Genomic DNA, 26,350 nt, shown 5'->3' with positions numbered 1-26,350 from the left:
GTCGGGTCGCGTTAATCCCAACTCGCTGATATTTCAGGAGATGTACCATGACCACCGCTTTTTCTCTGGCTCCACTGTTCCGCCATTCCGTTGGTTTCGACCGTTTCAACGACCTGTTCGAATCTGCGGCGCGTAATGAGTCGGGTAGCAGCTACCCACCCTACAACGTCGAAAAACATGGCGATGACCACTATCGAATCGTTGTTGCCGCCGCTGGCTTCCAGGAGCAGGACCTTGACCTGCAAGTGGAGAAAGGTGTGCTGACCGTCACTGGCGGCAAACGCGACAGCAGCAACGAAAGCGTCACCTACCTGCACCAGGGCATTGCCCAACGTGCGTTCAAGCTGTCGTTCCGTCTGGCTGACCATATCGAGGTCAAGTCGGCGGCACTGGCCAACGGGCTGCTCAGCGTCGACCTGCTGCGGGTCGTGCCGGAAGAAGCCAAGGCCAAACGTATCCCGATCAACGGGGACAAGCCTGCTCTGAACTAAGTGGGTGAGCTGTGAAAAAGGGCGCCGTAATGGCGCCCTTTTTTGTGGCTGCGAGAAAACCGGAAAATCAGTAGTCCGCCGGCGTTTCCAGCAGCATCGCGCGAAACGCGCTGAGGGGCAGCGGCCGGCTGTGCAGGTAGCCCTGATACAGGAAGCAGCCCTGGCGCAGCAGAAAGTCCAGTTGCTCGGACAACTCCACCCCTTCGGCGATCACCGTCAGCTCCAGGCTACGGGCCATGGCGACAATGGCGCGGACGATTTCCGCGTCGTTGGAGTCCACCGGCGCATCGCGCACAAACGACTGGTCGATCTTCAGCGTATCCACCGGCAGGCGCTTGAGGTACGTCAGCGAGGAATAGCCGGTGCCGAAGTCGTCCATGGCGAAGCTCACCCCCAGCGCTTTCAGCTCACGCATCTTGCTGATGGTGTCTTCCAGGTTCTGGATGACGATGCCTTCGGTGATCTCCAGCTTGAGCATGTGGTAGGGCAGGCGATAGTCGTCGAGGCTGCGGCGGACCCGCTCGACGAAGTCGTTCTGACGGAACTGCCGCGGGCTGATGTTCACGCACAGGCTGAAATCCTCGGCATCGATCAGGCGGTCCTGGAGCATGCGTGAGCAGGCGTCGCAGGCTTCATCGAGGATCCAGTTGCCGACTTCGAGGATCATGCCGCTTTCTTCCAGCACCTGGATGAACTGGCTGGGCTGTTGTTGGCCGAGCAGCGGATGGTGCCAGCGCAGCAGCACTTCGGCGCCGACGATGCGGTTGTCGCGGGCATCCACCTGGGGCTGGAAATGCAGCGCCAGCTCGCCGCGGGTTAGCGCCATGCGCAGGTCGCTTTCCATGCGCAGGCGCTCGCTGGCCGCCTTCTGCATGGTGGTATGGAACAGTTGCGTGGTGTTGCGGCCGGAGTCTTTGGCCCGGTACAGCGCAATGTCGGCACGCTTGAGCAGGTCGGCCGGGGTCGAACCATGGTCGGGAATCAGCGCTACGCCGATGCTCGGGGTCACTTGCAGGCGCTGACCGTCCAGCGACATCGGTTCGGCGAGCAGTTCGCGCAGGGTGTCGGCCAGTTCGCGCACCTTGTCCGTGACTTCCTCGCGGCTGCCTTCCAGGCCGCTGAGCAGCACCACGAATTCGTCGCCGCCAAGGCGCGCCACGGTGTCTTCCATGCGCACGCTGGCTTCGAGGCGCGCGGTGATGATCTTCAATACCGTGTCGCCCACTGGGTGACCCAGCGAATCGTTGATGTGCTTGAAGTGGTCGAGGTCGAGGAACAGCAGCGCGCCGCGCAGGTTGTGGCGTTTGAGCAAGGCAATCTGCTGGCTCAGGCGGTCCATCAGCAATGCGCGGTTGGGCAGGTTGGTCAGGGGGTCGTGATAGGCCAGGTGGCGGATCTGGGCCTGGGCGTTCTTTAACTGGCTGACGTCGCGAGCGGTCAGCAGCAGGCAGTCGGTTTCATTGAGGGTAATCGGCTCGACCGAGACTTCCAGGGTCAGCAGCTCGCCGCGCTTGCTGCGCCCGAGCATCTCGCGGTGATTGACCCGGCCGCGCTCCTGCACTTCGGCCACCAGCATCGTGTGCTGTTTGTCATCGGCCCAGACGCCAACTTCGTGGGCACTGCGCCCGAGCACTTCGCTGGCGCTGTAGCCGGTCAGCCGGCAGAAACCGTCGTTGACTTCGACATAGCGTCCCGTGTCGCGCTCGCTGATGGTGATGGCGTCAGGGCTGGAATGAAACGCCTTGGCGAATTTCTCTTCACTGGCCTTGAGCGCCGCTTCGGCGCGCTGTTGCTGGGTGATGTCGCGCAGGGTGGTGACGCTGCAGGTCTGCTCCTCCACCTTGATCAGGCGGCTGGAGATCACGCAGGTCAGCGGATGGCCGTCCTTGTGGTTGACCACCACGGCGACATTGTTCAGCGCCTGGTCGCGGATCACCTGTTCGATCCGTTTGGCGCGCTCGGCCGACTCGGCCCACAGGCCGATTTCCGCGGCATTGCGCCCCAGCACCTGTTCGGCGGTCCAGCCGAAGGTCTGGGTGAAGGCCGGGTTGACCTCGATGAACTGGCCGCTGTCCTGGCGGGTGACGCAAATCGGATCGGGGCTGACCTGGAACAGTCCGGCGAATTTCTCTTCCGAACTGATCAGGCGCTGCTCACGCTCAACCTGATCAGTGATGTCCAGCAAGGTGCCGGCCATGCGCAGCGGGTTGCCATGCTCGTCGCGGTACAGGCGGGCGCGGCTTTCGAGGAAGCGCGAGCTGCCGTTTTCCAACTGGATGCGGTATGTGATCTGATAATTGCCCGCCGGCCCTTCGCGCAGGCTGCGGTAGGCCTGGCGCATGCTGCTGCGGTCGGACTCCGGCACGCCGTCGAAAAATGCGTCGAAGGACTCATGGAACGGCACCGGGTCCAGCCCGTGCAACTGCGCGGCGCGGGCCGAGCCATAGAGCATGCCGCTGGGGATATGCCAGTCCCAGGTGCCCAGTTGCGCCGAGTCGAGGGCCAGGTCCAGGCGTTCCTGGCTGTCCTTGAGGGCTTGTTCGGCGCGTTTGCGCTCGCTGGTATCGATAAAGGTGCTGAGCAGGTAGGCCACGCCCTCCAGCTCGATGGTCTGGGTACAGAGAATACCGTCGTGAATCTGCCCGCTGCTGGAGCAAAACTGCACCTCGAGAATCACCGGGCCATTGTTGTCGCGGGTTGCCTCCAGCACCTGGTAACGCTGCGGGGCATGGGCCCACAGGCCCAGCTCGATGGTGGTCTTGCCGATGACCTCCTGCGCCGGCCAGCCCAGGGTTTTCTCGAAATGCTGGTTGACCTCGTGAATCAGCCCGTCGGACCGACGGCTCAGCAGCACCACGTTGGGGCTGAGCTGGAACAGCGTGGCAAAGCGCTTTTCCGAGTTGATCAGCGCCGCCTCGCGTTCGCGCTGGCGGGTGATTTCGCGGATGACGCCGATCATCTGCGGTCGGCCGCTCTTGTCCTTGCTCAGGCTGCCGTTGATTTCCAGCCAGTGCAGGCTGCCGTCGGGCCAGCGGATGCGGTGGCGCATCGCCTGTTCCAGCGGTTCGCCGGCCAGCACCGAATGAAACGCCTGCAGGGTGCGGGCGCGGTCTTCGGCGGGCAGCAGGTCGAGGTAGTCCAGGTCCTGGGGCAGCGGCACGTCCGGATCGTAGCCGAACAGAGCCTGGGTGCCCCGGGACCAACTGATCTTGCCGGTCTCGACATCCCAGAACCAGGCACCGAGGCGAGCGCCATTGAGGGCAGCCAGCAATTGCGGTGCATTTTCCCAGGTCTGCTCGGACTCCTGGGGATCCGCCGCGTGGATGCGCGGCAGGTGTGGAAAACGGTGTGATTTGGACATCGATACCAGACCTTTGGCGGATACGCTTCCTTGGTACAGGCCTTCCAGGGCTACCGGCGGCCTCAGGGTTGTCTCGCTTGGCTGTCGAGCAGTGCCATAAAGGCTCTGGCTGCGTTCGATAACGTTCGTTCCGTGTGCAGAATGTAGCCTAGCTGGCGAGACAGCTGAATGCCCGGAAGAGTGACGGGAACTACCTGCTCATCGAGCATTGTTCGCGGCAGAACACTCCAGGCGAGGCCGATGGAAACCATCATCTTTATGGTTTCCAGATAGTTGGTGCTCATGGCGATGTTCGGCACCAGCCCTTGTGCTTCGAACAAACGCTGGACGATATGGTGGGTAAAGGTGTTTCCGCCGGGAAAAACCGCCGGGTGGTGGGCGATATCGGCGAGGCTGACCACGTCTTTGCAGGCCAGCGGATGCTCCGGCGCCACCACGAAATCCAGCGGGTCATCCCACACCGACACGGCGCGGACCAGGCTGTGAGGTTCTGGCGCCAGGGTAATGACGGCGATTTCAGCGCGACCATGGAGGATTTCTTCGTAGGCTACTTCCGAATCGAGGAACTGGATGTCCAGGGCGACGGCCGGATATTGCCGGGTGAACGTCCGCAACAAGGGCGGCAAGCGATGCAGGCCGATGTGATGGCTGGTGGCCAGAGTCAGTCGGCCGCTGACTTCGCCGGTGAGGTTGGTCAGGGCGCGACGGGTGTCGTCCAGCACGTTGAGAATCTGATAGGCGCGCGGCAACAGGGCGCGTCCGGCCTCGGTCAGACTGACCTCGCGGCCGAGGCGATCAAACAACCGTACGTCGAGTTGTTGTTCGAGGCCGGCGATGCGTTTGCTGATGGCGGGCTGGGTCAGGTGCAGCCGTTCTCCGGCCCCGGAGAAGCTACCAGTCTCGGCGATGGCGATAAAAGCATTGAGGTTTGCCAGATCCACGTTTTCAGATTCCCTTTGGTAATCCAAAGCATAAAAATTATGAATTTGAGTTATTCAATCTAACGCCATAGCATCAGCCGTACAAGCCAAGTGGTTATTGGCATAGAAAGACGCTGATGAGGAAAGCCTGATGGCCGGCAAAACGCTCTACGACAAGCTCTGGGATTCGCATTTGGTCAAACAGCGCGACGATGGTTCGGCGCTGATCTATATCGACCGTCACATCATCCATGAAGTGACCTCGCCGCAAGCCTTCGAAGGCCTGCGTCTGGCAGATCGCAAACCTTGGCGTATCGATGCCAACATCGCCACCCCGGACCACAACGTACCGACCACGCCTGAGCGCAAGGGCGGGATCGAGGCCATCGCTGACCAGGTGTCGCGTCTGCAGGTGCAGACCCTCGATGAAAACTGTGACGAGTATGGCATCACCGAATTCAAGATGAATGATGTGCGTCAGGGCATCGTCCACGTCATCAGCCCGGAGCAGGGCGCCACCTTGCCTGGTATGACTGTGGTCTGCGGTGACTCGCACACCTCGACCCACGGCGCGTTCGGCGCATTGGCCCACGGCATCGGTACCTCCGAAGTGGAGCACGTGCTGGCCACCCAGTGCCTGGTCGCCAAGAAAATGAAGAACATGCTGGTGCGCGTCGAAGGCCAGTTGCAGTTCGGCGTGACCGCCAAGGACATCGTTCTCGTCGTGATCGGCAAGATCGGCACCGCCGGCGGCAACGGCCATGCCATGGAGTTCGCCGGCAGCGCGATCCGCGACCTGTCCGTCGAAGGCCGCATGACCATCTGCAACATGTCCATCGAAGCCGGCGCCCGCGTTGGCCTGGTGGCCACCGACGCCAAGACCGTCGACTACGTCAAGGGCCGCCCATACGCGCCGAAAGGCGAGCAGTGGGATCTGGCGGTGGAAACCTGGAAAGACCTGGTCTCCGACGCCGACGCCGTGTTCGACACCGTGGTTGAACTGGACGCCGCCGAAATCAAGCCACAGGTCAGCTGGGGCACCTCGCCGGAAATGGTGCTGGCCGTCGATCAGCGCGTGCCGGATCCGGCTGCCGAGAGCGATCTGGTCAAGCGTGGCTCCATCGAGCGCGCCTTGAAGTACATGGGCTTGAACGCCAACCAGGCGATCACCGACATCCAGCTCGACCGCGTCTTTATCGGTTCCTGCACCAACTCGCGCATCGAAGACCTGCGCGCCGCCGCAGAAATCGCCAAGGGCCGCAAGGTCGCCGCGACCATCAAGCAGGCCATCGTGGTGCCGGGCTCTGGCCTGGTGAAAGCGCAGGCCGAGCGCGAAGGTCTGGACAAGATCTTCCTCGAAGCCGGCTTCGAATGGCGTGAACCGGGCTGCTCGATGTGCCTGGCGATGAACCCGGACCGCCTGGAGAGCGGCGAGCATTGCGCGTCCACCTCCAACCGGAACTTCGAAGGCCGTCAGGGCGCCGGTGGTCGTACCCACCTGGTGAGCCCGGCCATGGCCGCCGCCGCCGCCGTCACCGGCCGTTTCATCGATGTACGCGAGTTGATCCAAGGGAGCGCAGCATGAAAGCCTTTACCCAACACACCGGCCTTGTCGCTCCGCTCGACCGTGCCAACGTCGACACCGACCAGATCATTCCCAAGCAATTCCTGAAGTCGATCAAGCGCACCGGTTTCGGTCCGAACCTGTTCGACGAATGGCGTTACCTGGATGTCGGCCAGCCGTACCAGGACAACAGCAAGCGTCCGGTCAACCGCGACTTCGTCCTCAACCACGACCGCTATCAAGGTGCCAGCGTGTTGCTGGCCCGCGAAAACTTCGGTTGCGGTTCGAGCCGCGAGCACGCCCCGTGGGCGCTGGAAGAGTACGGTTTCCGCAGCATCATCGCGCCGAGCTACGCCGACATCTTCTTCAACAACAGCTTCAAGAACGGCCTGTTGCCGATCATCCTCAGCGACGAAGAAGTCGATGAGCTGTTCAAGCAAGTTGAAGCTGATCCGGGTTATCAACTGAGCATCGACCTGCAGGCACAGACCGTCACCCGTCCGGATGGCAAAGTGCTCGGCTTCGAGATCGATGCGTTCCGCAAGCACTGCCTGCTCAACGGCCTGGACGATATCGGCCTGACCCTGCAGGACGCCGATGCCATTGCGGCCTTTGAAACCAGACATCGTGCCAGCCAGCCGTGGTTGTTCCGCGACGCCAAATAATGTGTTGACCCTATCGCTGGCTTGCCAGCGATGGCGGCCTTCGGAGACAGAAGATGACCAGCAGCAGCCACAAGGACGTTGTCCAGCGCCAGTTTGGCGAACAGGCCAGCGCCTACCTGAGCAGTGCCGTACATGCTCAGGGCACCGAGTTTGCCTTGCTCCAGACCGCGCTGGCCGGGCATGAAAACGCCCGTGTTCTGGACCTCGGTTGCGGCGCCGGCCATGTGAGTTTCCATGTGGCGCCGCTGGTCGCCGAAGTGGTGGCCTACGACCTGTCGCAGCAGATGCTCGATGTGGTCGCCGCCAGTGCCGCCGAGCGCGGCTTTGGCAATATCGTCACCGAGCGCGGTGCCGCCGAACGCCTGCCGTTCGCCGATGCTTCGTTCGATTTCGTCTTCAGCCGTTACTCGGCGCACCACTGGAGCGACCTGGGCGTGGCCCTGCGCGAAGTTCGCCGGGTACTCAAGCCGGGCGGCGTGGCGGCCTTCATCGATGTGATGTCGCCGGGCAGCCCGCTGCTGGACACCTACCTGCAAAGCGTTGAAGTGCTGCGCGATACCAGCCATGTGCGCGATTATTCCGCTGCCGAGTGGCTGCGCCAGGTCAGCGAGGCCGGGCTGTTCGTTCGCAGTCACACCCGCCAGGGCCTGCGTCTGGAGTGGACCTCCTGGGTCGAGCGGATGCGTACCCCCGAGCCGATGCGCGCCGCCATCCTCCAATTGCAGCAGGCCATGGGCGAAGAAGTGCGGCAGTATTACCAGATCGAGGCCGACGGCTCCTTCAGCACCGATGTCCTGGTGTTGTGGGCCGAGCGCTGAAATCACACTGAATTTTCCGGCGCGCCACGTGGGCGCGCCGCTTGAATTGAAATAGAGGAAAGCATGAGCAAGCAGATTCTGATTCTCCCGGGTGATGGCATTGGTCCGGAAATCATGGCCGAGGCCGTCAAGGTGCTGGAACTGGCCAACGACAAGTTCCAGCTCGGCTTCAGCCTCGAGCACGACGTGATCGGCGGCGCAGCCATCGACAAGCACGGCGTGCCGCTGGCCGACGAAACCCTGGAGCGTGCGCGCAAGGCCGATGCCGTGCTGCTGGGCGCCGTGGGCGGCCCGAAATGGGACAAGATCGAGCGTGACATCCGTCCTGAGCGCGGCCTGCTGAAGATACGTTCGCAACTGGGCCTGTTCGCCAACCTGCGTCCGGCGATCCTCTACCCGCAACTGGCCGATGCCTCCTCGCTCAAGCGTGAAATCGTTTCCGGCCTGGACATCCTGATCGTTCGCGAACTGACCGGCGGCATCTACTTCGGTGCACCGCGTGGCACCCGCGAGCTGGAAGGCGGCGAGCGCCAGTCCTACGACACCCTGCCGTACAGCGAGAGCGAAATCCGCCGTATCGCCCGTGTCGGCTTCGACATGGCCCGCGTGCGTGGCAAGAAACTCTGCTCGGTGGACAAGGCCAACGTGCTGGCGTCCAGCCAACTGTGGCGCGAAGTGGTCGAGGAAGTCGCCAAGGACTACCCGGACGTCGAACTGAGCCACATGTACGTCGACAACGCCGCCATGCAACTGGTGCGCGCGCCGAAGCAATTCGACGTGATGGTCACCGACAACATGTTCGGCGACATCCTCTCGGATGAAGCGTCCATGCTCACCGGCTCCATCGGCATGCTGCCGTCGGCCTCGCTGGATGCCGACAACAAGGGCATGTACGAGCCTTGCCACGGTTCGGCCCCGGACATCGCCGGCCAAGGCATCGCCAACCCGCTGGCGACCATCCTCTCGGTGTCGATGATGCTGCGTTACAGCTTCAACCAGCAGGCCGCCGCCGAGGCGATCGAGAAGGCTGTCAGCCTCGTGCTGGATCAAGGGCTGCGTACCGGCGACATCTGGTCGGACGGTTGCAGCAAGGTGGGAACGCAGGAAATGGGCGACGCAGTAGTCGCAGCGCTGCGGAATCTGTAATCTCTCTGGCCCGCTGTCGAAATCACAACCAAGACAGCGGCCCACTTTTAGCGAAGGTGTAGTTGCGATGAAACGTGTAGGTCTGATCGGTTGGCGTGGAATGGTCGGTTCCGTGCTCATGCAGCGGATGCTTGAAGAGCAGGATTTCGATCTTATCGAACCGGTGTTCTTCACCACTTCCAACGTCGGTGGCCAAGGCCCGGCAGTGGGCAAGGACATTGCTCCGCTGAAGGATGCCTACAGCATCGACGAGCTCAAGACCCTGGATGTGATCCTGACCTGTCAGGGTGGCGACTACACCAACGAGGTTTTCCCGAAGCTGCGTGAAGCCGGCTGGCAGGGTTACTGGATCGACGCCGCTTCGTCCCTGCGCATGCAGGATGACGCGGTCATCGTTCTGGATCCGGTCAACCGCAAGGTCATCGACCAGCAACTGGACGCCGGCACCAAGAACTACATCGGTGGCAACTGCACCGTCAGCCTGATGCTGATGGGTCTGGGCGGCTTGTTCGAAGCCGGCCTGGTCGAGTGGATGAGCGCCATGACGTATCAAGCGGCTTCCGGCGCCGGCGCGCAGAACATGCGCGAGCTGATCCGCCAGATGGGCGCTACCAATGCGGCCGTCGCCGATGAACTGGCCAATCCGGCCAGCGCCATCCTCGACATCGACCGCAAGGTCGCCGAAGCCATGCGCAGCGACAGCTACCCGACTGAGAACTTCGGCGTACCGCTGGCCGGCAGCCTGATCCCGTGGATCGACAAGGAACTGCCGAACGGCCAGAGCCGTGAAGAGTGGAAGGCCCAGGCCGAGACCAACAAGATCCTCGGTCGCTTCAAGAGCCCGATCCCGGTCGATGGCATCTGCGTGCGCATCGGCGCCATGCGTTGCCACAGCCAGGCGCTGACCATCAAGCTGAACAAGGATGTGCCGCTCGCCGACATCGAAGGCATGATCAGCCAGCACAACCCTTGGGTGAAACTGGTGCCGAACCAGCGCGAGATCAGCATGCAAGAGCTGACCCCGACCAACGTGACCGGCACCCTGAACATCCCGGTCGGTCGTCTGCGCAAGCTGAACATGGGTTCGCAGTACCTGGGCGCCTTCACCGTAGGCGACCAGCTGCTGTGGGGCGCGGCCGAGCCGCTGCGCCGCATGCTGCGGATCCTGCTGGAGCGTTGATCGCTTCGCGGTAAAGTCGAAACCCGCGCTGGAGACAGCGCGGGTTTTTTGTTTTTTGTGGGATCGAATCCAAGTAAAGTGCCGCTCCCGCATAATCCGGGACTGCTTTTGCAGCCTTTCGCGAGCAAGCTCGCTCCTACAGAAGTTCCGCGAACTCGTAGGCGCGAGCTTGCTCGCGATAGGTAGCACGGCAACCCAACCGGCCAGAGAGACCCCAAATGACCCAGCCCATCGATATCGCCGTCATCGGCGCCACCGGCACCGTCGGTGAAACCCTTGTGCAGATCCTCGAAGAACGCGACTTCCCGGTGGGCACTCTGTACCTGTTGGCGAGCAACGAATCGGCCGGCAGTTCCGTGGCCTTTCGCGGCAAGAACCTGCGTACCCGCGATGTCGATGACTTCGATTTCAGCAAGGTCCGCCTGGTCTTTTTCGCTGCCGGCCCGGCCGTCACTCTGAGCTTCGCGCCGCGTGCGCAAGCCGCCGGTTGCGCGGTGATCGACCTCACCGGCGCGCTGCCTGCCGATCAAGCCCCGGCCGTGGTGCCGGAAGCCAACCCGCAGGTGCTGGACAACCTGAAAGCACCGCTGCAATTGCACAGCCCGAGCTCCGCCGCGGTAGCCCTGGCCGTGGTGCTGGCGCCGTTGAAAAACCTGATCAGCCTGGAACGTGTGCACGTCACCGCCTGCCAGGCCATCTCCGCCCAAGGCCGCGAAGCCGTCAGCGAACTGGCCCGGCAAACCGCCGAGTTGCTCAATGCCCGTCCGCTGGAACCGCGCTTCTTCGACCGGCAAGTAGCCTTCAATCTGCTGCCTCAGGTCGGTGCCAGCGACGAGCAAGGTCATGGCCTGCTGGAGCGTCGTCTGGTGCGCGAGTTGCGCGAATTACTGGACCTGCCTTTACTCAGCATTTCAGTGACCTGCATTCAAGTCCCGGTGTTTTTCGGCGATAGCTACACTGTGACCTTGAACACGCGCGAGGCGGTGGATCTGCCTGCCGTGAATGCGGCGCTGGAAGCGGCTGAAAGTATCGAACTGGTGGAGGCGGGGGATTATCCGACGCCGGTGGGTGATGCAGTAGGCCAGGATGTGGTGTATGTGGGCCGCGTTCGCAGCGGTATCGACGAGGCACAACAACTCAATCTCTGGCTGACAACCGATAACGTGCGCAAAGGCGCGGGTTTGAACGCCGTACAGGTGGCTGAATTGTTGATAAAAGACCTTGTGTAAAAGATACTTGGCGACACTTTGCACACTGAGCGTTAAATGCCGGAAATAACTTTGCTCCGGCACTTAGGGTCTGTATGAAAAGCCTTGAGACGAAGGTCAGGCAAGGCGGAAACAGCCGAGGAAGCGGAGTTTACGGGTTGTAAATGAGCATTCCGAGGCTGTTTTCAACGCAGCATCACCGAGTATCAAGGTTTTTCATACAGAGCCTAGCAACAGTTCGAACATGGCAATGGTCATGTCGGTACCAAGCCTCAAGGCGGTTCTTCACTTCTTCTCGGTGCCCGGGGAAGTTTCAAACAAAGGATGAGGTCATGCTTCGAATTCGCAAACTGGTGTTAGCAATAGCCGCAGCGTCGGCGCTGTCTTCCGGTATGGCGCATGCCCTCGGGTTGGGCGAATTGACCCTCAAGTCGGCGCAGAACCAGCCGTTGGACGCCGAGATCGAACTGCTCGATGTACGTGACCTCACTGCCGCCGAGGTCAAGCCGAGCCTGGCGCCGGCAGAAGAATTCAGCAAGGCCGGCGTCGCACGCCAGACCTTCCTCAATGACCTGACCTTCACCCCGGTGATCAACCCGGCGGGCAAGAGTGTCCTGAAAGTGACCTCCAGCCAGCCGCTGCCAGAGCCGATGGTCAAATTCCTGGTCCAGGTGCTGTGGCCCCAGGGCCGTCTGCTGCGCGACTACAGCGTACTGATCGACCCGTCCAAGTTTTCCCCTGAAGCCGCCAAGGCCGCCGGCGTGACCCCGGCGGTCAGCGCGCCGGGCAACTACACCACCATGCGCCGCGACACCTTGTGGGAAATCGCCTCGCGGGCGCGTCAGGGTGGCTCGGTGCACCAGACCATGCTGGCGATCCAGGCGCTCAACCCGGATGCCTTCATCAACGGCAACATCAACCAGCTCAAGACTGGCCAGGTCCTGCGTATGCCGGACCAGCAACAGATCCAGAACATTCCCCAAGGCCAGGCGGTAAAAGAAGTCAACGAGCAGTACGCCGCCTGGCGTCAGGGCCGTCGTCTTGGGCCGCAGGCGCGGCAACTGGATGCCACCCGGCGCAACACGGCGCAGCCTGCGCCGGCACGTGTTGCCGAACAGGACAACCTCAAACTGGTCGCTCCCGCAGGCAAGGGTGCTGCCGGTGACAAGGCGTTGAGCGACAAACTGGCGACGACCCAGGAAAACCTCGACGCCAGCCGCCGCGAAGGCGACGAGCTGAAAAGTCGCATGACCGATCTGCAGAGCCAACTGGACAAACTGCAGCGGCTGATCGAACTGAAAAACGACCAACTGGCCCGCCTCGAAGCCCAGAGTGGCATTCCTGTGCCAGCTCCGGCTCCTGCTCCGGCAGAAGCGGCGGTGGCGACCGCGCCGGTTATCGACGCCCAGTTGCAGCCGGCCCCGGCAGAACCGGTGGTAGCACCGGCACCCGCTGCGGTCGATACCGCGCCGGCTGACGCGGCCGCCAGCGAAGTCGCCCCGGAAAACAACGATAGCGGCCTGGACAGCATTCTCGGCAACCCGCTGCTGCTGGCGCTGATTGCAGGTTCTGCACTGTTGGCGTTGCTGCTGCTCCTGTTGCTGATGGCGCGCAAGCGCAAGGCCCAGCAGGAAGCGGAAAAACACCTGCGCATGGCGCGCGCGCTGGCCGAGGAAACCGAACTCGGTCCCGACCTGGAACTGCCATCGAGCAGCTTCGAAGGCCTGGACATGGCGCCGCCGACCGTCAAGCTGGCCCCCGCCGTGGTCGCAGCCTCCGCTGCCGCCGCGACTGCAGCCGAACAAGTCAGCGAGCCGCGTGTGGCGCCGGTCGCCGAGCCGGTGGTCGATCCACTGCTGGCAGAAGTCGATGAGAGCATCGCCAACGGCCGCCTTAATCACGCCGCCAACCTGCTGGAACCCGCAGTGGAGAAGGCGCCACAGCGTAGCGATCTGCGCCTGAAACTGATGGACGTCTATGCTCGCCAGGGTGATCGCGACGCGTTTGTCGGCCAGGAGCGGCAGTTGCAGGCCAACCCGCAGAACCTCGCTGCCGTCGACGGCCTCAAGAGCCAATATCCGGCCATGGTCACACTGGCCGCTGCCGGTGCGGTCGCGGCAACGGCGCTGGACGAAGAGTTTGTTCAGGGGCTGCTGTCCGAAGAGCCAAAACCGGAAGACGACCTGCCTGGTGATGACGAACTGGACAGTGCCTTTGACCTGAGCCTGGACGACCTGGACGGGCTAGAGCTGGAAACGCCGGCGGATATCGCCGCGGTCAAGGCCAGCGAAGCCGCTGCACCGGAGCCGTCCCTCGACGATCTGGACTTCGACAGCCTGCTGCAAGACAACCCAGAAGCTCAGCCGGCACCCGCACCGCAAGACGCACCTGAGCCTGTTGCTGATCTGGACGACCTGGATTTCGACACGCTGCTGCAAGAGCAGACCGCAGCGCAGGCGGCTCCAGAGCCAGAGCCTGAAGTCGCTCCGGCGCTGGATGACCTGGATTTCGACAGCCTGCTGCAGGAACACACCGCCGCCCAGGCGCAGCCTGAAGTGGAAGTCGAGCCCGAGCCTGCTCCAGCGCTGGACGACCTGGATTTCGACAGCCTGCTGCAAGAACACACCGCCGCCCAGGCGCAGCCTGAAGTGGAAGTCGAGCCCGAGCCTGCCCCGGCGCTGGACGACCTGGACTTCGACAGCCTGCTGCAGGAGCACACCGCAGCGCAGGCGCAGCCAGAACCAGAACCCGAGCTACAACCAGAACCTGAGCCAGAGCCGCAACCCGAGTCGGTAGCCTCCACGGCACTCGACGACATGGACTTCGACGCCCTGTTCGAAGATGCCGACAAGGCACTGGCGGCCCAGCCGGACGATCTGGCCGACTTCGATCTGGACGTTACCGACGACGCTCCGGTGACTGCGCCTGAAGCCAGGCCACCGCTGGATATCGAGGCGGAGCTGGCGGCATTCGACAACGACCTGGGCCTGGAAGCCGACCTGCCGGATCTTGATTTGCCGGAGGACTTCGACCTGTCCCTGCCGGGCGAGTCGGATGCGGCGGCGAAGAACTTTGCCGCGGAACTGGATGACGTCAACGCCGAGCTCGACAAGCTGTCGCAGAGCCTGGAGCAGCCGCCACTCGAGCCGCACTTCACCGCTGAAGATGCAGCGGCGTTGCCGGACGATGCGGAGTTCGACTACCTGTCCGGTGCCGACGAAGTGGCGACCAAGCTTGATCTCGCCCGTGCCTACATCGACATGGGTGACCATGACGGCGCCCGCGACATCCTCGACGAGGTCAACAAGGAGGGTGACCAGGCCCAGCGCCGCGAAGCCAACGAGCTGCGTTCGAAACTGGCCTGACCGTCCGCCCCGCAAGTCCAACGGCAGCCCGGGTGGCTGCCGTTGTCGTTATAATTCCCGCCATTGTGTAAATCGACAGGCTTTATCCTCTTGGAAATCATCGACAACTCGGCCGCCGAAATGGCGGCCGAAGGCTTTTTCAGAATCGCCCTGGGCGTGGAATACAAAGGCTCCCGCTATCGTGGCTGGCAGCGCCAAAGCAATGCTGTGAGTGTTCAGCAGACCCTTGAAGAAGCGCTGTCGAGGGTGGCCGATTCGCCGGTGGCGCTGCATTGCGCCGGGCGCACCGATGCCGGCGTGCACGCCTGCGGTCAGGTGGTGCATTTCGATACCCGCGCGGTGCGCAGCTCCAGGGCCTGGACCATGGGCGCCAATATCAATCTGCCCCATGACGTCAGCGTCTCCTGGGCGAAGGAGATGCCGGCGCATTTCCATGCCCGCTACAAGGCGTGTGCGCGGCGCTACCGCTACGTCATCTACAACGACGATATTCGCCCGGCGCACCTGGGTGATCAGGTCACCTGGAACCATCGGCCGCTGGATGTCGAGCGTATGGCCGAAGCCGCCGCTCAATTGGTCGGCACCCACGATTTCAGCGCCTTCCGCGCCGGCCAATGCCAGGCCAAGTCGCCGATCAAGACCCTCCACCACCTGCGCGTTACCCGCCACGGCAAGATGATCGTGCTGGATCTGCGTGCCAGCGCGTTTCTCCACCACATGGTGCGCAACATCGCTGGCGTACTGATGGCCATCGGTGCCGGCGAGCGTTCGCCGGAGTGGGCAGGGCAGGTGCTGACCAGCCTCGACCGGCGTGCTGGCGGCGTCACCGCGCATCCGTTCGGCCTGTATCTGGTGCAGGTCGAGTACCCGGAAGAGTTCGCCTTGCCCGCGCGTTTCATCGGTCCGCATTTCCTCACCGGTTTCGAGTCACTGGCGGCTGACGACCCGGCGGTCATTTGCTAACATCCGGGACTTTCGGGTTCAGTCGAGGTTCGCTGGCTATGTCTGCCGTTCGCAGCAAGATCTGCGGTATTACTCGCGTGGAAGACGCGCTGGCCGCGGCTGAAGCGGGGGCTGACGCCATTGGCCTGGTGTTCTACGCCAAGAGCCCGCGCGCGGTGACCGTGCAGCAGGCGCGGGAAATCATCGCCGCCTTGCCGCCGTTCGTGACTACCGTGGGCCTGTTCGTCAACGCCAGCCGCTGCGAACTGAGCGAAATCCTCGAAGCCGTGCCGCTGGATCTGCTGCAATTCCACGGCGATGAAACCCCGGCCGATTGCGAGGGCTACAACCGTCCCTGGATCAAGGCGCTGCGGGTCCGCCCCGGTGATGACCTAGAGGCGAGCTGCAAGCTGTACGCCAAGGCCAGCGGCATTCTCCTCGACACCTACGTGGCCGGCGTGCCCGGCGGGACGGGCGAAGCGTTCGACTGGTCGCTGGTGCCGGATCGCCTGAGCAAGCCGATCATCCTCGCTGGCGGGCTGTCCCCGGACAACGTCGCCGCGGCCATCGCTCAGGTCCGGCCGTATGCGGTGGACGTCAGCGGCGGGGTAGAGCAGTCCAAGGGCATCAAGGATGCGGCGCGCATCGAAGCGTTCATCAATGCGGTGCGCCGCGGTTGAGGCGCTTCGATGTGACGGCTATCGGTGCCGCATCGTCCATAGCTTTCGCAGCCTATTGCTGCCTGACCAGGCCCGCGGGCCGGTCGAAATTGTCGGTCGGTGCCGTAGGCATCGCCCATACAGGTTGACGATGAGTCGCACTTCCAAAGGGCTTGCGCTGAATGCGCGCCACCGGATGCGGCTGATCTTCGCGACATACACGAATTGAAGCTCAAGGGCATACGCGCGACCCGGCACCCATTGCCTGCCGGCCGCCGCTACTGGAGAAATAAAGCATGAGCAACTGGTTAGTAGACAAACTGATCCCATCGATCATGCGTTCCGAGGTGAAGAAGAGTTCGGTTCCTGAAGGTCTGTGGCACAAGTGCCCGTCCTGCGAAGCCGTGCTGTATCGCCCGGAACTGGAAAAGACCCTGGACGTCTGCCCCAAGTGCAACCACCACATGCGTATCGGCGCCCGCGCGCGCCTGAACATCTTCCTCGATCCGGAAGGCCGTAACGAGCTGGGCGCCGACCTGGAGCCAGTCGACCGCCTGAAATTCCGCGACGGCAAGAAGTACAAGGACCGCCTGGTCGCTGCACAGAAGCAGACCGGCGAAAAAGACGCCCTGATTTCCATGAGCGGTACCCTGCTGGGCATGCCGATCGTGGTCAGCGCCTTCGAGTTCTCCTTCATGGGCGGCTCGATGGGTGCCATCGTCGGTGAGCGCTTTGTTCGCGCCGCCAACTACGCGCTGGAAAACCGCTGCCCGATGGTCTGCTTCTCCGCTTCCGGCGGTGCGCGCATGCAGGAAGCGCTGATCTCCCTGATGCAGATGGCCAAGACCTCCGCCGCCCTGGCGCGCCTGCGTGAAGAAGGCATCCCGTTCATCTCCGTCCTGACCGACCCGGTCTACGGCGGCGTTTCTGCCAGCCTGGCGATGCTCGGCGACGTTATCGTCGGTGAGCCGAAAGCCCTGATCGGCTTCGCCGGCCCGCGCGTCATCGAGCAGACCGTGCGCGAAAAACTGCCGGAAGGCTTCCAGCGCAGCGAGTTCCTGCTGGAGCACGGCGCCATCGACATGATCGTTCACCGTCAGGAACTGCGTGCGCGCCTGGGTAACCTGCTGGCGCAGATGATGGGCCTGCCGACGCCGAAGTTCGTGCCTTCGGCCATGGACGCGGTTGTCGTGCCACCGGCGCCTGCCACCGTATGACCCAACGTACCCTTGGCGACTGGCTCGCCTATCTCGAGCAGTTGCACCCGTCGGCCATCGACATGGGCCTTGAACGTTCCCAGCAGGTTGCAGCACGGCTCGGGCTGGGCAAACCAGCGCCTCGGGTGGTGACCGTTACCGGCACCAATGGCAAGGGTTCCACCTGCGCCTTCATCGCTGCGCTGCTCAAGGCGCAGGGGCTGAAGGTCGGCGTCTACAGCTCGCCGCACCTCTTGCGCTACAACGAGCGGGTGCAGATCGATGGCCTCGAAGCCAGCGACGAGCAACTCTGCGAAGCCTTCGCCGCGGTGCAAGCCGCTCGCGGCGAAATCTCCCTGACCTACTTCGAAATGGGCACCCTGGCGGCGTTCTGGCTATTCAGCCGTGCGGCACTGGACGCGGTGGTCCTGGAAGTCGGTCTGGGCGGGCGGCTGGATGCGGTCAACCTGATCGACGCCGACCTCGCCGTGGTCACCAGCATCGGCGTCGACCATGCCGACTGGCTGGGCGACACCCGCGAATCGGTAGCCTTCGAGAAAGCCGGCATCTTCCGCCAGGGCAAGGCTGCGCTGTGCGGTGATCTCAATCCGCCGCAGCCGTTGCTGGACAAGGTTCGCGAGCTGAGTTGCCCATTCTTCCTGCGCGGCCGTGACTTCGATCTGGCCAACACCGACCAGAACTGGCAGTGGCGGGGCGTTGACGCCCGTGGCGAGGTGGTCGAGCTGCGCGATCTGCCGTTGCTCGATTTGCCGATGGAAAACGCTGCGTTGGCCCTGCAGGCCTACCTGCTGCTCGACCTGCCGTGGGATGCCGGGCAGATCGCCCAGGCGCTGGTCGATGCGCGTATCGTCGGCCGTCTCGACCGTCGCCAGTTTGTCTGGAAGGGCAAGCAGTTGAATATCCTGCTGGATGTCGGGCACAACCCGCATGCCGCAGAATACCTGGCCGAGCGCCTGGCCTCGCGGCCGGTGGCGGGCAAGCGCCTGGCGGTGTTCGGCCTGCTGGCCGACAAGGACCTGCCGGGTGTGATCCAGCCGCTGTCCCGTCAGGTCGCGCATTGGGCGGTCACCGCCCTGGACACACCGCGCAGCCGTTCGGCGGCGCAGTTGCAGGCAGCACTGGAGAACCTTGGCGCTTCGGTGCAGTCTTACTCCAGCGTTGCACAGGCTCTGGAAGGGCAGTGCGCGCAGGCGACGGCGGATGATGAAATCCTGCTGTTCGGATCATTTTTCTGTGTTGGCGAGGCCCTGCAGTGGCTGAGCCGGCAGACCCAGGGGGAAGGGGCCAATGGCGGGGCTGGATAAAGTCATCAAGCAACGGATGGTCGGTGCGCTGGTGCTGGTAGCACTGGCGGTGATTTTCCTGCCGATGCTGTTCACCAAGGAAGACGAGTTGCGCCAGGTTCGTGTCGAGGCGCCGGAAGCCCCGGCGGTACCGGCCTTGCCGCAGGTTCAGGTGGAGCCGGTGCAGGTTCCTGAGCCGCAGGTGATCCCGGACAGCAGCGTCGCGGCCCAGCCGCAGACGCCGCCTTCCACGCCGATTGCGCCAGCGCCTTCGACAGTGACGGTCACGGCACCCACGGCGGAAGCCCCGGCCAAGCCAGCGGCGCCGGCTCCGGTCAGCAAACCGGCGGCAACGCCCGCGCCAACTGTCGCTACCGCGCCAGCCCCGGCCAAGCCGGCTGCCCAGGCGCCGGCGTCGACCAACAAGGTCGACGGCAATGGCTTGCCGGTCAGCTGGTCGGTGCAACTGGCCAGCCTGTCCAACCGCGCCGGCGCCGACAGCCTGCAGAAAACCCTGCGTAGCCAGGGCTATAACGCTTATATCCGCTCGTCCGACGGGATGAACCGGGTCTTCGTCGGACCGGTGATCGAGCGTGCCGAAGCCGAGCGCCTGCGTGATGTCATCAGTCGCCAGCAGAAACTCAAGGGTTTCGTGGTGCGCTTCCAGCCAGAACGAAGCTGAACTCCGCCGTCCGGCCCTGTCCGGACGGCAAATCACCGCTTACCCCCGGCCCGCCGCTCTGGTAAAATGCGCCGCCTCAACTGTTTGCAGGCCGCACCGTGGCATTTACCTGGGTCGACTGGGCGATTCTCGCGATCGTCGCCATCTCTTCGCTGATCAGTCTCAAGCGCGGCTTCGTCAAGGAAGCCTTGTCACTGCTCACCTGGATCATCGCTGGCGCCGTCGCCTGGATGTTCGGGGGCGCCGCGTCGCAGTACCTCGAAAGCTATATCCAGACGCCTTCCGCCCGTGTGATTGCCGGATGCGCGATTATTTTCGTCGCCACCCTGCTGGTGGGGGCAATGATCAACTTTCTCATCGGCGAACTGATTCGCGTCACCGGGTTGTCCGGGACCGATCGCTTCCTCGGCATGGCCTTTGGCGCCGCGCGGGGAGCCTTGCTGGTGGTGGTAGCGGTCGGGCTGCTGAGCCTGGGACCGGTACAACAGGATTCGTGGTGGCAAGAGTCGCGGCTCTTGCCCCAATTTCTATTGGTGGCTGACTGGTCGAAGAACCTCATTCTGGGGTTGACCAGCCAGTGGCTAGCCAGCGGGATCAGCGCACCGGCTGATCTCCCGTTCAAGGAACAGCTCCTGGGCCCTAAAACGCCTTGAGTGCTGTTCAGTCCAGTTTCATTAAGTAGGGGTTGCGTCGCATGTGTGGCATCGTCGGTATCGTCGGTAAGTCGAACGTCAATCAGGCGCTGTATGACGCGCTAACGGTCCTCCAGCACCGCGGCCAGGACGCTGCCGGTATTGTTACCAGCCATGATGGCCGGTTATTCCTGCGCAAGGACAACGGTCTTGTCCGTGACGTCTTCCAGCAGCGCCATATGCAGCGCCTGGTCGGTCACATGGGCATTGGCCATGTACGCTATCCAACGGCGGGCAGCTCGACCTCGGCCGAGGCCCAGCCGTTCTACGTCAACTCGCCATACGGCATCACCCTGGCGCACAACGGCAACCTGACCAACGTTGAACAGTTGGCCAAGGAGATCTACGAGTCGGACCTGCGTCACGTCAACACCAACTCCGATTCGGAAGTCCTGCTCAACGTCTTCGCCCATGAACTGGCGGTACGTGGCAAGCTGCAGCCGACCGAAGAAGACGTGTTCGCCGCGGTCACCGACGTGCACAACCGTTGCGTCGGCGGTTACGCCGTAGTGGCGATGATCACCGGTTACGGCATCGTCGGCTTCCGCGACCCGAACGGCATCCGCCCGATCGTTTTCGGCCAGCGTCACACCGACGAAGGCGTCGAGTACATGATCGCCTCCGAAAGCGTCTCCCTGGACGTGCTCGGCTTCACCCTGATCCGCGACCTGGCACCGGGCGAAGCGGTGTACATCACCGAAGACGGCAAGCTGCACACCCGTCAGTGCGCGACCAATCCGAAACTCTCCCCGTGCATCTTCGAACACGTCTACCTGGCCCGTCCTGACTCGATCATCGACGGCGTCTCGGTGTACAAGGCGCGTCTGCGCATGGGCGAGAAGCTGGCCGAGAAGATCCAGCGCGAGCGTCCGGATCACGACATCGACGTGGTCATCCCGATTCCCGACACCAGCCGTACCGCCGCTCTCGAGCTGGCCAACCACCTGGGCGTCAAGTTCCGCGAAGGCTTCGTCAAGAACCGCTACATCGGCCGTACCTTCATCATGCCGGGCCAGGCTGCGCGGAAAAAATCCGTGCGCCAGAAGCTCAACGCCATCGAACTCGAATTCCGTGGCAAGAACGTGATGCTGGTGGACGACTCCATCGTGCGCGGCACCACCTGCAAGCAGATCATCCAGATGGCCCGCGAAGCCGGCGCGAAGAACGTTTACTTCTGTTCCGCTGCCCCGGCCGTGCGTTTCCCCAACGTCTACGGCATCGATATGCCGAGCGCCCACGAGCTGATCGCTCACAACCGCAGCACCCAGGATGTCGCCGACCTGATCGGCGCCGACTGGCTGGTCTACCAGGACCTGCCTGACCTGATCGAAGCGGTTGGCGGCGGCAAGATCAAGATCGAGCACTTCGACTGCGCGGTATTCGACGGCCAGTACGTCACCGGCGACGTCGACCAGGCCTACCTGGACAAGATCGAGCAGGCCCGCAACGACCTGGCCAAGGTCAAGACCCAGGCGGTCAGCGCGATCATCGACCTCTACAACAACTGATATAGGGAGCAACGGCATGACACAGGAATGGGATGCCGGGCGCCTGGACAGCGACCTCGAAGGGGTCGCTTTCGATACGCTGGCGGTACGCGCCGGCCAGCATCGCACGCCGGAAGGTGAGCACAGCGATCCGCTGTTCTTCACCTCCAGCTACGTGTTCCGTACCGCGGCCGATGCCGCGGCGCGGTTCGCCGGCGAGGTTCCAGGCAACGTCTATTCGCGTTACACCAACCCGACCGTCCGGGCCTTCGAGGAGCGCATCGCCGCTCTGGAAAGCGCCGAGCAGGCGGTCGCCACCTCCACCGGCATGGCCGCGATCCTGTCCACGGTAATGGCGCTGTGCAGCGCCGGCGACCATGTGCTGGTCTCGCAGAGCGTGTTCGGTTCGACCATCAGCCTGTTCGAGAAGTACTTCAAGCGCTTCGGCGTGCAGGTCGACTACGTGCCGCTGGCGGACCTGTCTGCCTGGGAACAGGCGATCAAGGCGAACACCAAGTTGCTGTTCGTCGAGTCGCCGTCCAACCCGCTGGCCGAACTGGTGGATATCGCCGCGTTGGCCGAGGTCGCTCACGCCAAGGGCGCCATGCTGGTGGTGGACAACTGCTTCAGCACCCCGGCGCTGCAACAGCCGTTGAAGCTGGGCGCGGACATCGTCGTGCACTCGGCGACCAAGTTCATCGACGGCCAGGGCCGTTGCATGGGCGGCGTGGTTGCCGGTCGCAGCGAGCAGATGAAAGAAGTGGTGGGCTTCCTGCGCACCGCGGGTCCGTCGCTGAGTCCGTTCAACGCCTGGATCTTCCTCAAGGGTCTCGAAACCCTGAGCCTGCGCATGCGCGCCCACTGCGCCAACGCCCAGGCCCTGGCCGAGTGGCTGGAGCAGCAGGACGGCATCGAGAAGGTTCATTACGCCGGGCTGGAAAGCCATCCGCAGCACGAACTGGCCAAGCGCCAGATGACCGGCTTCGGCGCGGTAGTGAGCTTCGAGGTCAAGGACGGCAAGGCGGGTGCATGGCGCTTCATCGACGCTACCCGGTTGATCTCGATCACCGCCAACCTCGGTGACAGCAAGACCACCATCACCCACCCGGCCACCACCTCCCACGGCCGCCTGTCGCCGCAGGAACGTGAGGCCGCCGGTATCCGCGACAGCCTGATCCGTGTCGCCGTGGGTCTGGAAGACGTGGCCGACCTCAAGGCCGACCTCGCCCGTGGACTGGCTGCACTGTGATCGACTGGTCGGTTGCCGAGAGCAGCCATAATGGCCGCGTGGCGCTGGTCACCGGTGCCGCTCGCGGCATCGGCCTGGGTATCGCCGCGTGGTTGATCGCCGAAGGCTGGCAGGTCGTCCTGACCGACCTTGACCGCGTGCGCGGGGCCAAGGTCGCCAAGGTGCTGGGCGACAATGCCTGGTTCGTCGGCATGGATGTCGCCGACGAAAACCAGGTCACCGTCGGCGTTGCCGAAGTACTCGGCCAGTTCGGCCGCCTCGATGCACTGGTGTGCAACGCGGCGATCGCCGATCCGCACAACACCACCCTCGAAAGCCTCAGCCTCCATCACTGGAATCGCGTCCTGGCGGTCAACCTGGGCGGCCCGATGTTGCTGGCCAAGCACTGTGCGCCGTACCTGCGTGCTCATTGCGGGGCCATCGTCAATCTGGTGTCGACCCGCGCGGGCCAGTCCGAACCCGATACCGAGGCCTATGCCGCGAGCAAGGGCGGATTGTTGGCGCTGACCCATGCGCTGGCCATGAGCCTGGGCCCGGAGATTCGCGTCAACGCCGTCAGCCCTGGCTGGATCGATGCCCGTGATCCTTCCGTGCGCCGTGCCGAACCGTTGAGCGAGGCCGACCATGCGCAACATCCGGCGGGCCGGGTAGGGACCGTGGAAGATGTGGCGTCGATGGTCTCGTGGCTGTTGTCGAAGAACGCGGGGTTCATCACTGGTCAGGAGTTCGTCGTCGACGGCGGTATGACCAAGAAAATGATTTATTGCTAGCTGCAAGTTTTGAGCTGCAAGCGGCAAGAGGTACGCGGTGTGTTTTGCTTTTGCTGTTCTCTTACAGCTCCCAGCTTGAAGCTGAAAATGCCTTTTTTGAAAAAAACTTCAATGGGGGTATTGACTTAGGTTCGGCACCTGCGTAAATTTCGCGGCCTCAGCGAAGCAAACGTAACAAGGCAACACAGGTTACGAATTGGGTGATTAGCTCAGCCGGGAGAGCATCTGCCTTACAAGCAGAGGGTCGGCGGTTCGATCCCGTCATCACCCACCACTTCCTGAGATGTTCCTGGCCCGGGTCGATTCGAAAGAAGCGATCTACCAGAGAGGAACAGGACGCAAGTCCACACTGCGCAGCGGTAGTTCAGTCGGTTAGAATACCGGCCTGTCACGCCGGGGGTCGCGGGTTCGAGTCCCGTCCGCTGCGCCATTTTTCTCCAGATCGGTTTAACGACCGGTTTGAGGTCCGAAGGTCTCGAAGCCTTCAGGCCAGATCCCAGTTTCAAACGGACGAAAGTCTGTGAGATACGCAGCGGTAGTTCAGTCGGTTAGAATACCGGCCTGTCACGCCGGGGGTCGCGGGTTCGAGTCCCGTCCGCTGCGCCATACTCGCCTCGAGGCCCTTGAACTCCTCGAAGCAACGAAGAAAGCGACCTTAGGGTCGCTTTTTTCGTTTCTGTCGTTTCATTTTCTGTGGCGCGAATACCGCCTGATGAAAGTGAGCGCCGCGACGCCTTCCTTCGTAACGCCAGCGCTCTTAGCGCGCCGCATGATGTGTGATGTTGGTTCCGTAAGCCTCAGTGATGTACAGGATGTTTCCTACGAACCCATCGGAACTGAGTGGTGTATGGCGTGTGAATCTCAACTGTATTCTCTTCTGAAAACAGGGAGGGTGCATGAGAGCACTAATCACGATATTGATGTTGATGATGCTTGGCGGCTGTAGGGGCGGCGAGCTGTTTCCTAAAGGCTACGGTCAGGAACTCGCCTATCAGTGCGAGATAAATCCATATGCCCCTGATTGCTTGCAGCCACCACCTATCTTCAATGGACCTTAGCGGCAAGAGAGACTGGCTGCTGTGAAGAGTGCCTAGTCAAATTTCCACTCATGAATCTTTATGCCGTTCGGTAGGGATTTCATCCACCTTTGTTTTGGCTTTGGAATCCGACCGGGCACGAATCCAAAGCGAGCCCAGCATAGGTTTCCCGTGCGCTGGTCATAAATAACCAGGTTGCCGTCATCTTGAATAACCATGCAGGTGTTGAACCAAAGCGATTTGTCGGTGCTGTGGGTGCTTGAAGCGATCCATAACCGCTTTCTTGAGGGGTCGTAAAGAAAGCCGCTATTGCTGATGACGAATTGCAAAGGTTCACGCATCTTTTTTTGATGCAGTGTTCTGCTGTAAACCTGATTTTCATCTGCTACCCACACTACTGCATCGTTATCTGTAATTACCAAATTACCATCCGCCTGCAGTACCAGGCGAAATTGTCCGCTTGGGGATATCAGGTGCTGCCCCGGCGACATTGTTTGGTTGGGCGGCAATACTGGAGAGCCGCTTGATTGAAAGGGGGTATAACGAATAGCCATTTGCCTTTCCTCATGAGTGTTTGAACTTCCATTCAAACAGGCTCAACTGCGGATCAAGCCGTAGATATTTATGGCTTGGCTTCGTGGCGACGAGGAGTACGCCCATGGCTTTCCGTTGGTCGTGAGGTGGGCCACCCCTGGTAGGCAACGCAGACCACCCGCACATCCCAATCTCCCCCGCCCAGTTGCGACTAATTATTTCCACCCCCCATCCGTTCTTTTTGGAGACAAGCCCGGCCGTTGTCATGGCCGGGGCGTGCATCCACAGGAAAACGATAAATGGGCATCGATCGCGAAGCACCCGGCCTGACTCTGTTCTGCCTGCCTTATTCCGGCGCCAGCGCCATGTGCTACAGCCCTTGGCGGCAGAAACTGCCGGCCTGGCTGCGGGTGCGCCCGCTAGAGCTGCCCGGGCGTGGCATGCGCATGGACGAGCCGCTGCAGACCGACATGGTGGCGCTCGCCAATCACCTGGCCGACGAAATCGCCGTCGAACTGGACCGTCCCTACGCACTCTTCGGCCATAGCCTCGGCGGTCTGCTGGCCTTCGAGCTGGCTCACGTCCTGCGCCAACGCGGCCTGCCGGCGCCGCTGGCACTGTTTGCCTCGGCCACGGCAGGTCCGGCCCGGCGCGATGTCAGTGAGTACGCCATCGAGAAAAGCGACGCCGAACTGATCGCCCGCCTGCGCGAGTTGGGTGGAACCAGCGAAAGCGTGATCGCCAACGAAGAACTGCTCGAACTGATCCTGCCGATCCTGCGCGCCGATTTCCTGCTCTGTGGCAGCTTCGCCTATGGCCGGCGCGAGCCGCTGGCAGTGCCGATCCATGTATTTGGCGGCAAGCGCGACACGGTCAAGGTCGAGGAACTGCTCGACTGGCAGGAGGAGACCAGCACCGGTTTCTCCCTCGACATGTTCGAAGGTCATCACTTCTACCTGATCGACGAACAGGCCCACCTCCTGCGCCAGTTGCGCCGCTACGCCGACCAGCATCTGGCGCGCTGGCGCAACCGTAAGGCCCTGCAACCCGCCCGCGCGGCCGGTTGAGCAGCACTGCTGC

The 26,350-nt window shown here is 62.6% G+C and carries 21 protein-coding genes and 3 tRNA genes; 21 read left to right on the top strand and 3 right to left on the bottom strand.

Annotated features, from left to right (window positions below; translation table 11 throughout):
- The first annotated feature begins 47 nt into the window (after positions 1 to 47).
- Positions 48 to 491 carry an Hsp20 family protein gene (locus tag HWV67_RS28300; RefSeq protein ID WP_095155636.1) on the top strand — a complete coding sequence of 148 codons (444 nt, stop codon included), beginning with the start codon at positions 48 to 50 and terminating at the stop codon, positions 489 to 491.
- A 67-nt stretch (positions 492 to 558) separates the two neighbouring features.
- Here the strand turns inward: HWV67_RS28300 and HWV67_RS28295 are convergent, their stop codons facing one another.
- On the bottom strand, positions 559 to 3,852 hold the full coding sequence (locus HWV67_RS28295) for a PAS domain S-box protein (protein WP_175653622.1): 3,294 nt from the start codon (positions 3,850 to 3,852) through the stop codon (positions 559 to 561).
- Positions 3,853 to 3,914: 62 nt separating this feature from the next.
- A complete protein-coding gene (locus HWV67_RS28290; RefSeq protein WP_110972200.1) occupies positions 3,915 to 4,793 on the bottom strand; it encodes a LysR family transcriptional regulator in 879 nt (292 codons plus the stop codon).
- Between the two features lie 130 nt (positions 4,794 to 4,923).
- On the opposite strand from HWV67_RS28290, the gene leuC reads away from it, so the two are divergent.
- The 19 genes from leuC to HWV67_RS28195 all read left to right on the top strand — a co-directional run bounded on the left by leuC (position 4,924) and on the right by HWV67_RS28195 (position 24,305).
- Positions 4,924 to 6,357 (top strand): 3-isopropylmalate dehydratase large subunit, encoded by a 1,434-nt coding sequence (gene leuC / locus HWV67_RS28285; protein ID WP_175653621.1) that lies wholly within the window; start codon positions 4,924 to 4,926, stop codon positions 6,355 to 6,357.
- Complete coding sequence (gene leuD, locus HWV67_RS28280) at positions 6,354 to 7,001, top strand: 3-isopropylmalate dehydratase small subunit (protein WP_175653620.1); 648 nt, start codon at positions 6,354 to 6,356, stop codon at positions 6,999 to 7,001. Before leuC ends, leuD begins: the two co-directional genes overlap by 4 nt.
- Positions 7,002 to 7,054: 53 nt before the next feature.
- Positions 7,055 to 7,819, top strand: a complete 765-nt coding sequence (locus HWV67_RS28275; RefSeq protein ID WP_175653619.1) for a methyltransferase domain-containing protein — start codon at positions 7,055 to 7,057, stop codon at positions 7,817 to 7,819.
- A gap of 63 nt (positions 7,820 to 7,882) precedes the next feature.
- Positions 7,883 to 8,965, top strand: a complete 1,083-nt coding sequence (leuB, locus tag HWV67_RS28270) for a 3-isopropylmalate dehydrogenase (RefSeq protein WP_095155642.1) — start codon at positions 7,883 to 7,885, stop codon at positions 8,963 to 8,965.
- 67 nt (positions 8,966 to 9,032) lie between these two features.
- Positions 9,033 to 10,145, top strand: a complete 1,113-nt coding sequence (gene asd, locus HWV67_RS28265) for an aspartate-semialdehyde dehydrogenase (protein WP_095155643.1) — start codon at positions 9,033 to 9,035, stop codon at positions 10,143 to 10,145.
- Between the two features lie 218 nt (positions 10,146 to 10,363).
- The gene (locus HWV67_RS28260; RefSeq protein WP_175653618.1) at positions 10,364 to 11,374 is read left to right on the top strand and encodes an aspartate-semialdehyde dehydrogenase; all 1,011 of its coding nucleotides are present in this window, start codon (positions 10,364 to 10,366) and stop codon (positions 11,372 to 11,374) included.
- 311 nt (positions 11,375 to 11,685) lie between these two features.
- Positions 11,686 to 14,718 (top strand): FimV/HubP family polar landmark protein, encoded by a 3,033-nt coding sequence (locus HWV67_RS28255; protein ID WP_175653617.1) that lies wholly within the window; start codon positions 11,686 to 11,688, stop codon positions 14,716 to 14,718.
- A gap of 120 nt (positions 14,719 to 14,838) precedes the next feature.
- Positions 14,839 to 15,681: a tRNA pseudouridine(38-40) synthase TruA gene (gene truA / locus HWV67_RS28250; RefSeq protein ID WP_095155726.1), complete on the top strand. Its 843-nt coding sequence runs from the start codon at positions 14,839 to 14,841 to the stop codon at positions 15,679 to 15,681.
- Positions 15,682 to 15,719: 38 nt separating this feature from the next.
- Entirely contained in the window at positions 15,720 to 16,340 is a 621-nt protein-coding gene (locus HWV67_RS28245; RefSeq protein ID WP_175653616.1) for a phosphoribosylanthranilate isomerase, read from the top strand.
- Between the two features lie 275 nt (positions 16,341 to 16,615).
- Positions 16,616 to 17,536: an acetyl-CoA carboxylase, carboxyltransferase subunit beta gene (gene accD / locus HWV67_RS28240; protein WP_095155647.1), complete on the top strand. Its 921-nt coding sequence runs from the start codon at positions 16,616 to 16,618 to the stop codon at positions 17,534 to 17,536.
- On the top strand, positions 17,533 to 18,840 hold the full coding sequence (gene folC, locus HWV67_RS28235; protein ID WP_175653615.1) for a bifunctional tetrahydrofolate synthase/dihydrofolate synthase: 1,308 nt from the start codon (positions 17,533 to 17,535) through the stop codon (positions 18,838 to 18,840). The genes accD and folC overlap by 4 nt, the downstream gene beginning before the upstream one ends.
- Positions 18,824 to 19,501, top strand: coding sequence for an SPOR domain-containing protein (locus HWV67_RS28230; RefSeq protein ID WP_175653614.1), 678 nt, complete (start codon positions 18,824 to 18,826; stop codon positions 19,499 to 19,501). Before folC ends, HWV67_RS28230 begins: the two co-directional genes overlap by 17 nt.
- A gap of 98 nt (positions 19,502 to 19,599) precedes the next feature.
- A complete protein-coding gene (locus HWV67_RS28225) occupies positions 19,600 to 20,154 on the top strand; it encodes a CvpA family protein (protein ID WP_095155650.1) in 555 nt (184 codons plus the stop codon).
- 41 nt (positions 20,155 to 20,195) lie between these two features.
- Positions 20,196 to 21,701, top strand: coding sequence for an amidophosphoribosyltransferase (purF, locus tag HWV67_RS28220; protein WP_095155651.1), 1,506 nt, complete (start codon positions 20,196 to 20,198; stop codon positions 21,699 to 21,701).
- Between the two features lie 16 nt (positions 21,702 to 21,717).
- Positions 21,718 to 22,929, top strand: a complete 1,212-nt coding sequence (locus HWV67_RS28215; RefSeq protein ID WP_175653613.1) for an O-succinylhomoserine sulfhydrylase — start codon at positions 21,718 to 21,720, stop codon at positions 22,927 to 22,929.
- The gene (locus HWV67_RS28210) at positions 22,926 to 23,699 is read left to right on the top strand and encodes an SDR family oxidoreductase (RefSeq protein ID WP_110972188.1); all 774 of its coding nucleotides are present in this window, start codon (positions 22,926 to 22,928) and stop codon (positions 23,697 to 23,699) included. The genes HWV67_RS28215 and HWV67_RS28210 overlap by 4 nt, the downstream gene beginning before the upstream one ends.
- 198 nt (positions 23,700 to 23,897) lie before the next feature.
- Positions 23,898 to 23,973: transfer RNA gene (locus tag HWV67_RS28205), tRNA-Val, on the top strand.
- A gap of 79 nt (positions 23,974 to 24,052) precedes the next feature.
- Positions 24,053 to 24,129 (top strand) — tRNA-Asp (locus HWV67_RS28200).
- 99 nt (positions 24,130 to 24,228) lie between these two features.
- Positions 24,229 to 24,305 (top strand) — tRNA-Asp (locus tag HWV67_RS28195).
- A 484-nt stretch (positions 24,306 to 24,789) separates the two neighbouring features.
- Here HWV67_RS28195 and HWV67_RS28190 read toward each other — a convergent pair.
- Positions 24,790 to 25,290, bottom strand: a complete 501-nt coding sequence (locus HWV67_RS28190) for a hypothetical protein (RefSeq protein WP_175653612.1) — start codon at positions 25,288 to 25,290, stop codon at positions 24,790 to 24,792.
- A 279-nt stretch (positions 25,291 to 25,569) separates the two neighbouring features.
- Here HWV67_RS28190 and HWV67_RS28185 point away from each other — a divergent pair, with 279 nt between their 5' ends.
- Positions 25,570 to 26,337: a thioesterase II family protein gene (locus tag HWV67_RS28185; RefSeq protein WP_175653611.1), complete on the top strand. Its 768-nt coding sequence runs from the start codon at positions 25,570 to 25,572 to the stop codon at positions 26,335 to 26,337.
- Positions 26,338 to 26,350: the final 13 nt, after the last annotated feature.

Origin of the sequence: Pseudomonas sp. Marseille-P9899 (assembly GCF_903166565.1) — a bacterium.
In the GTDB taxonomy this organism is placed as follows: Bacteria; Pseudomonadota; Gammaproteobacteria; order Pseudomonadales; family Pseudomonadaceae; genus Aquipseudomonas; species Aquipseudomonas huaxiensis.
The sequence above is the reverse complement of the archived record's forward strand: the minus strand, read 5'-3'. Positions and strand labels throughout refer to the sequence as shown.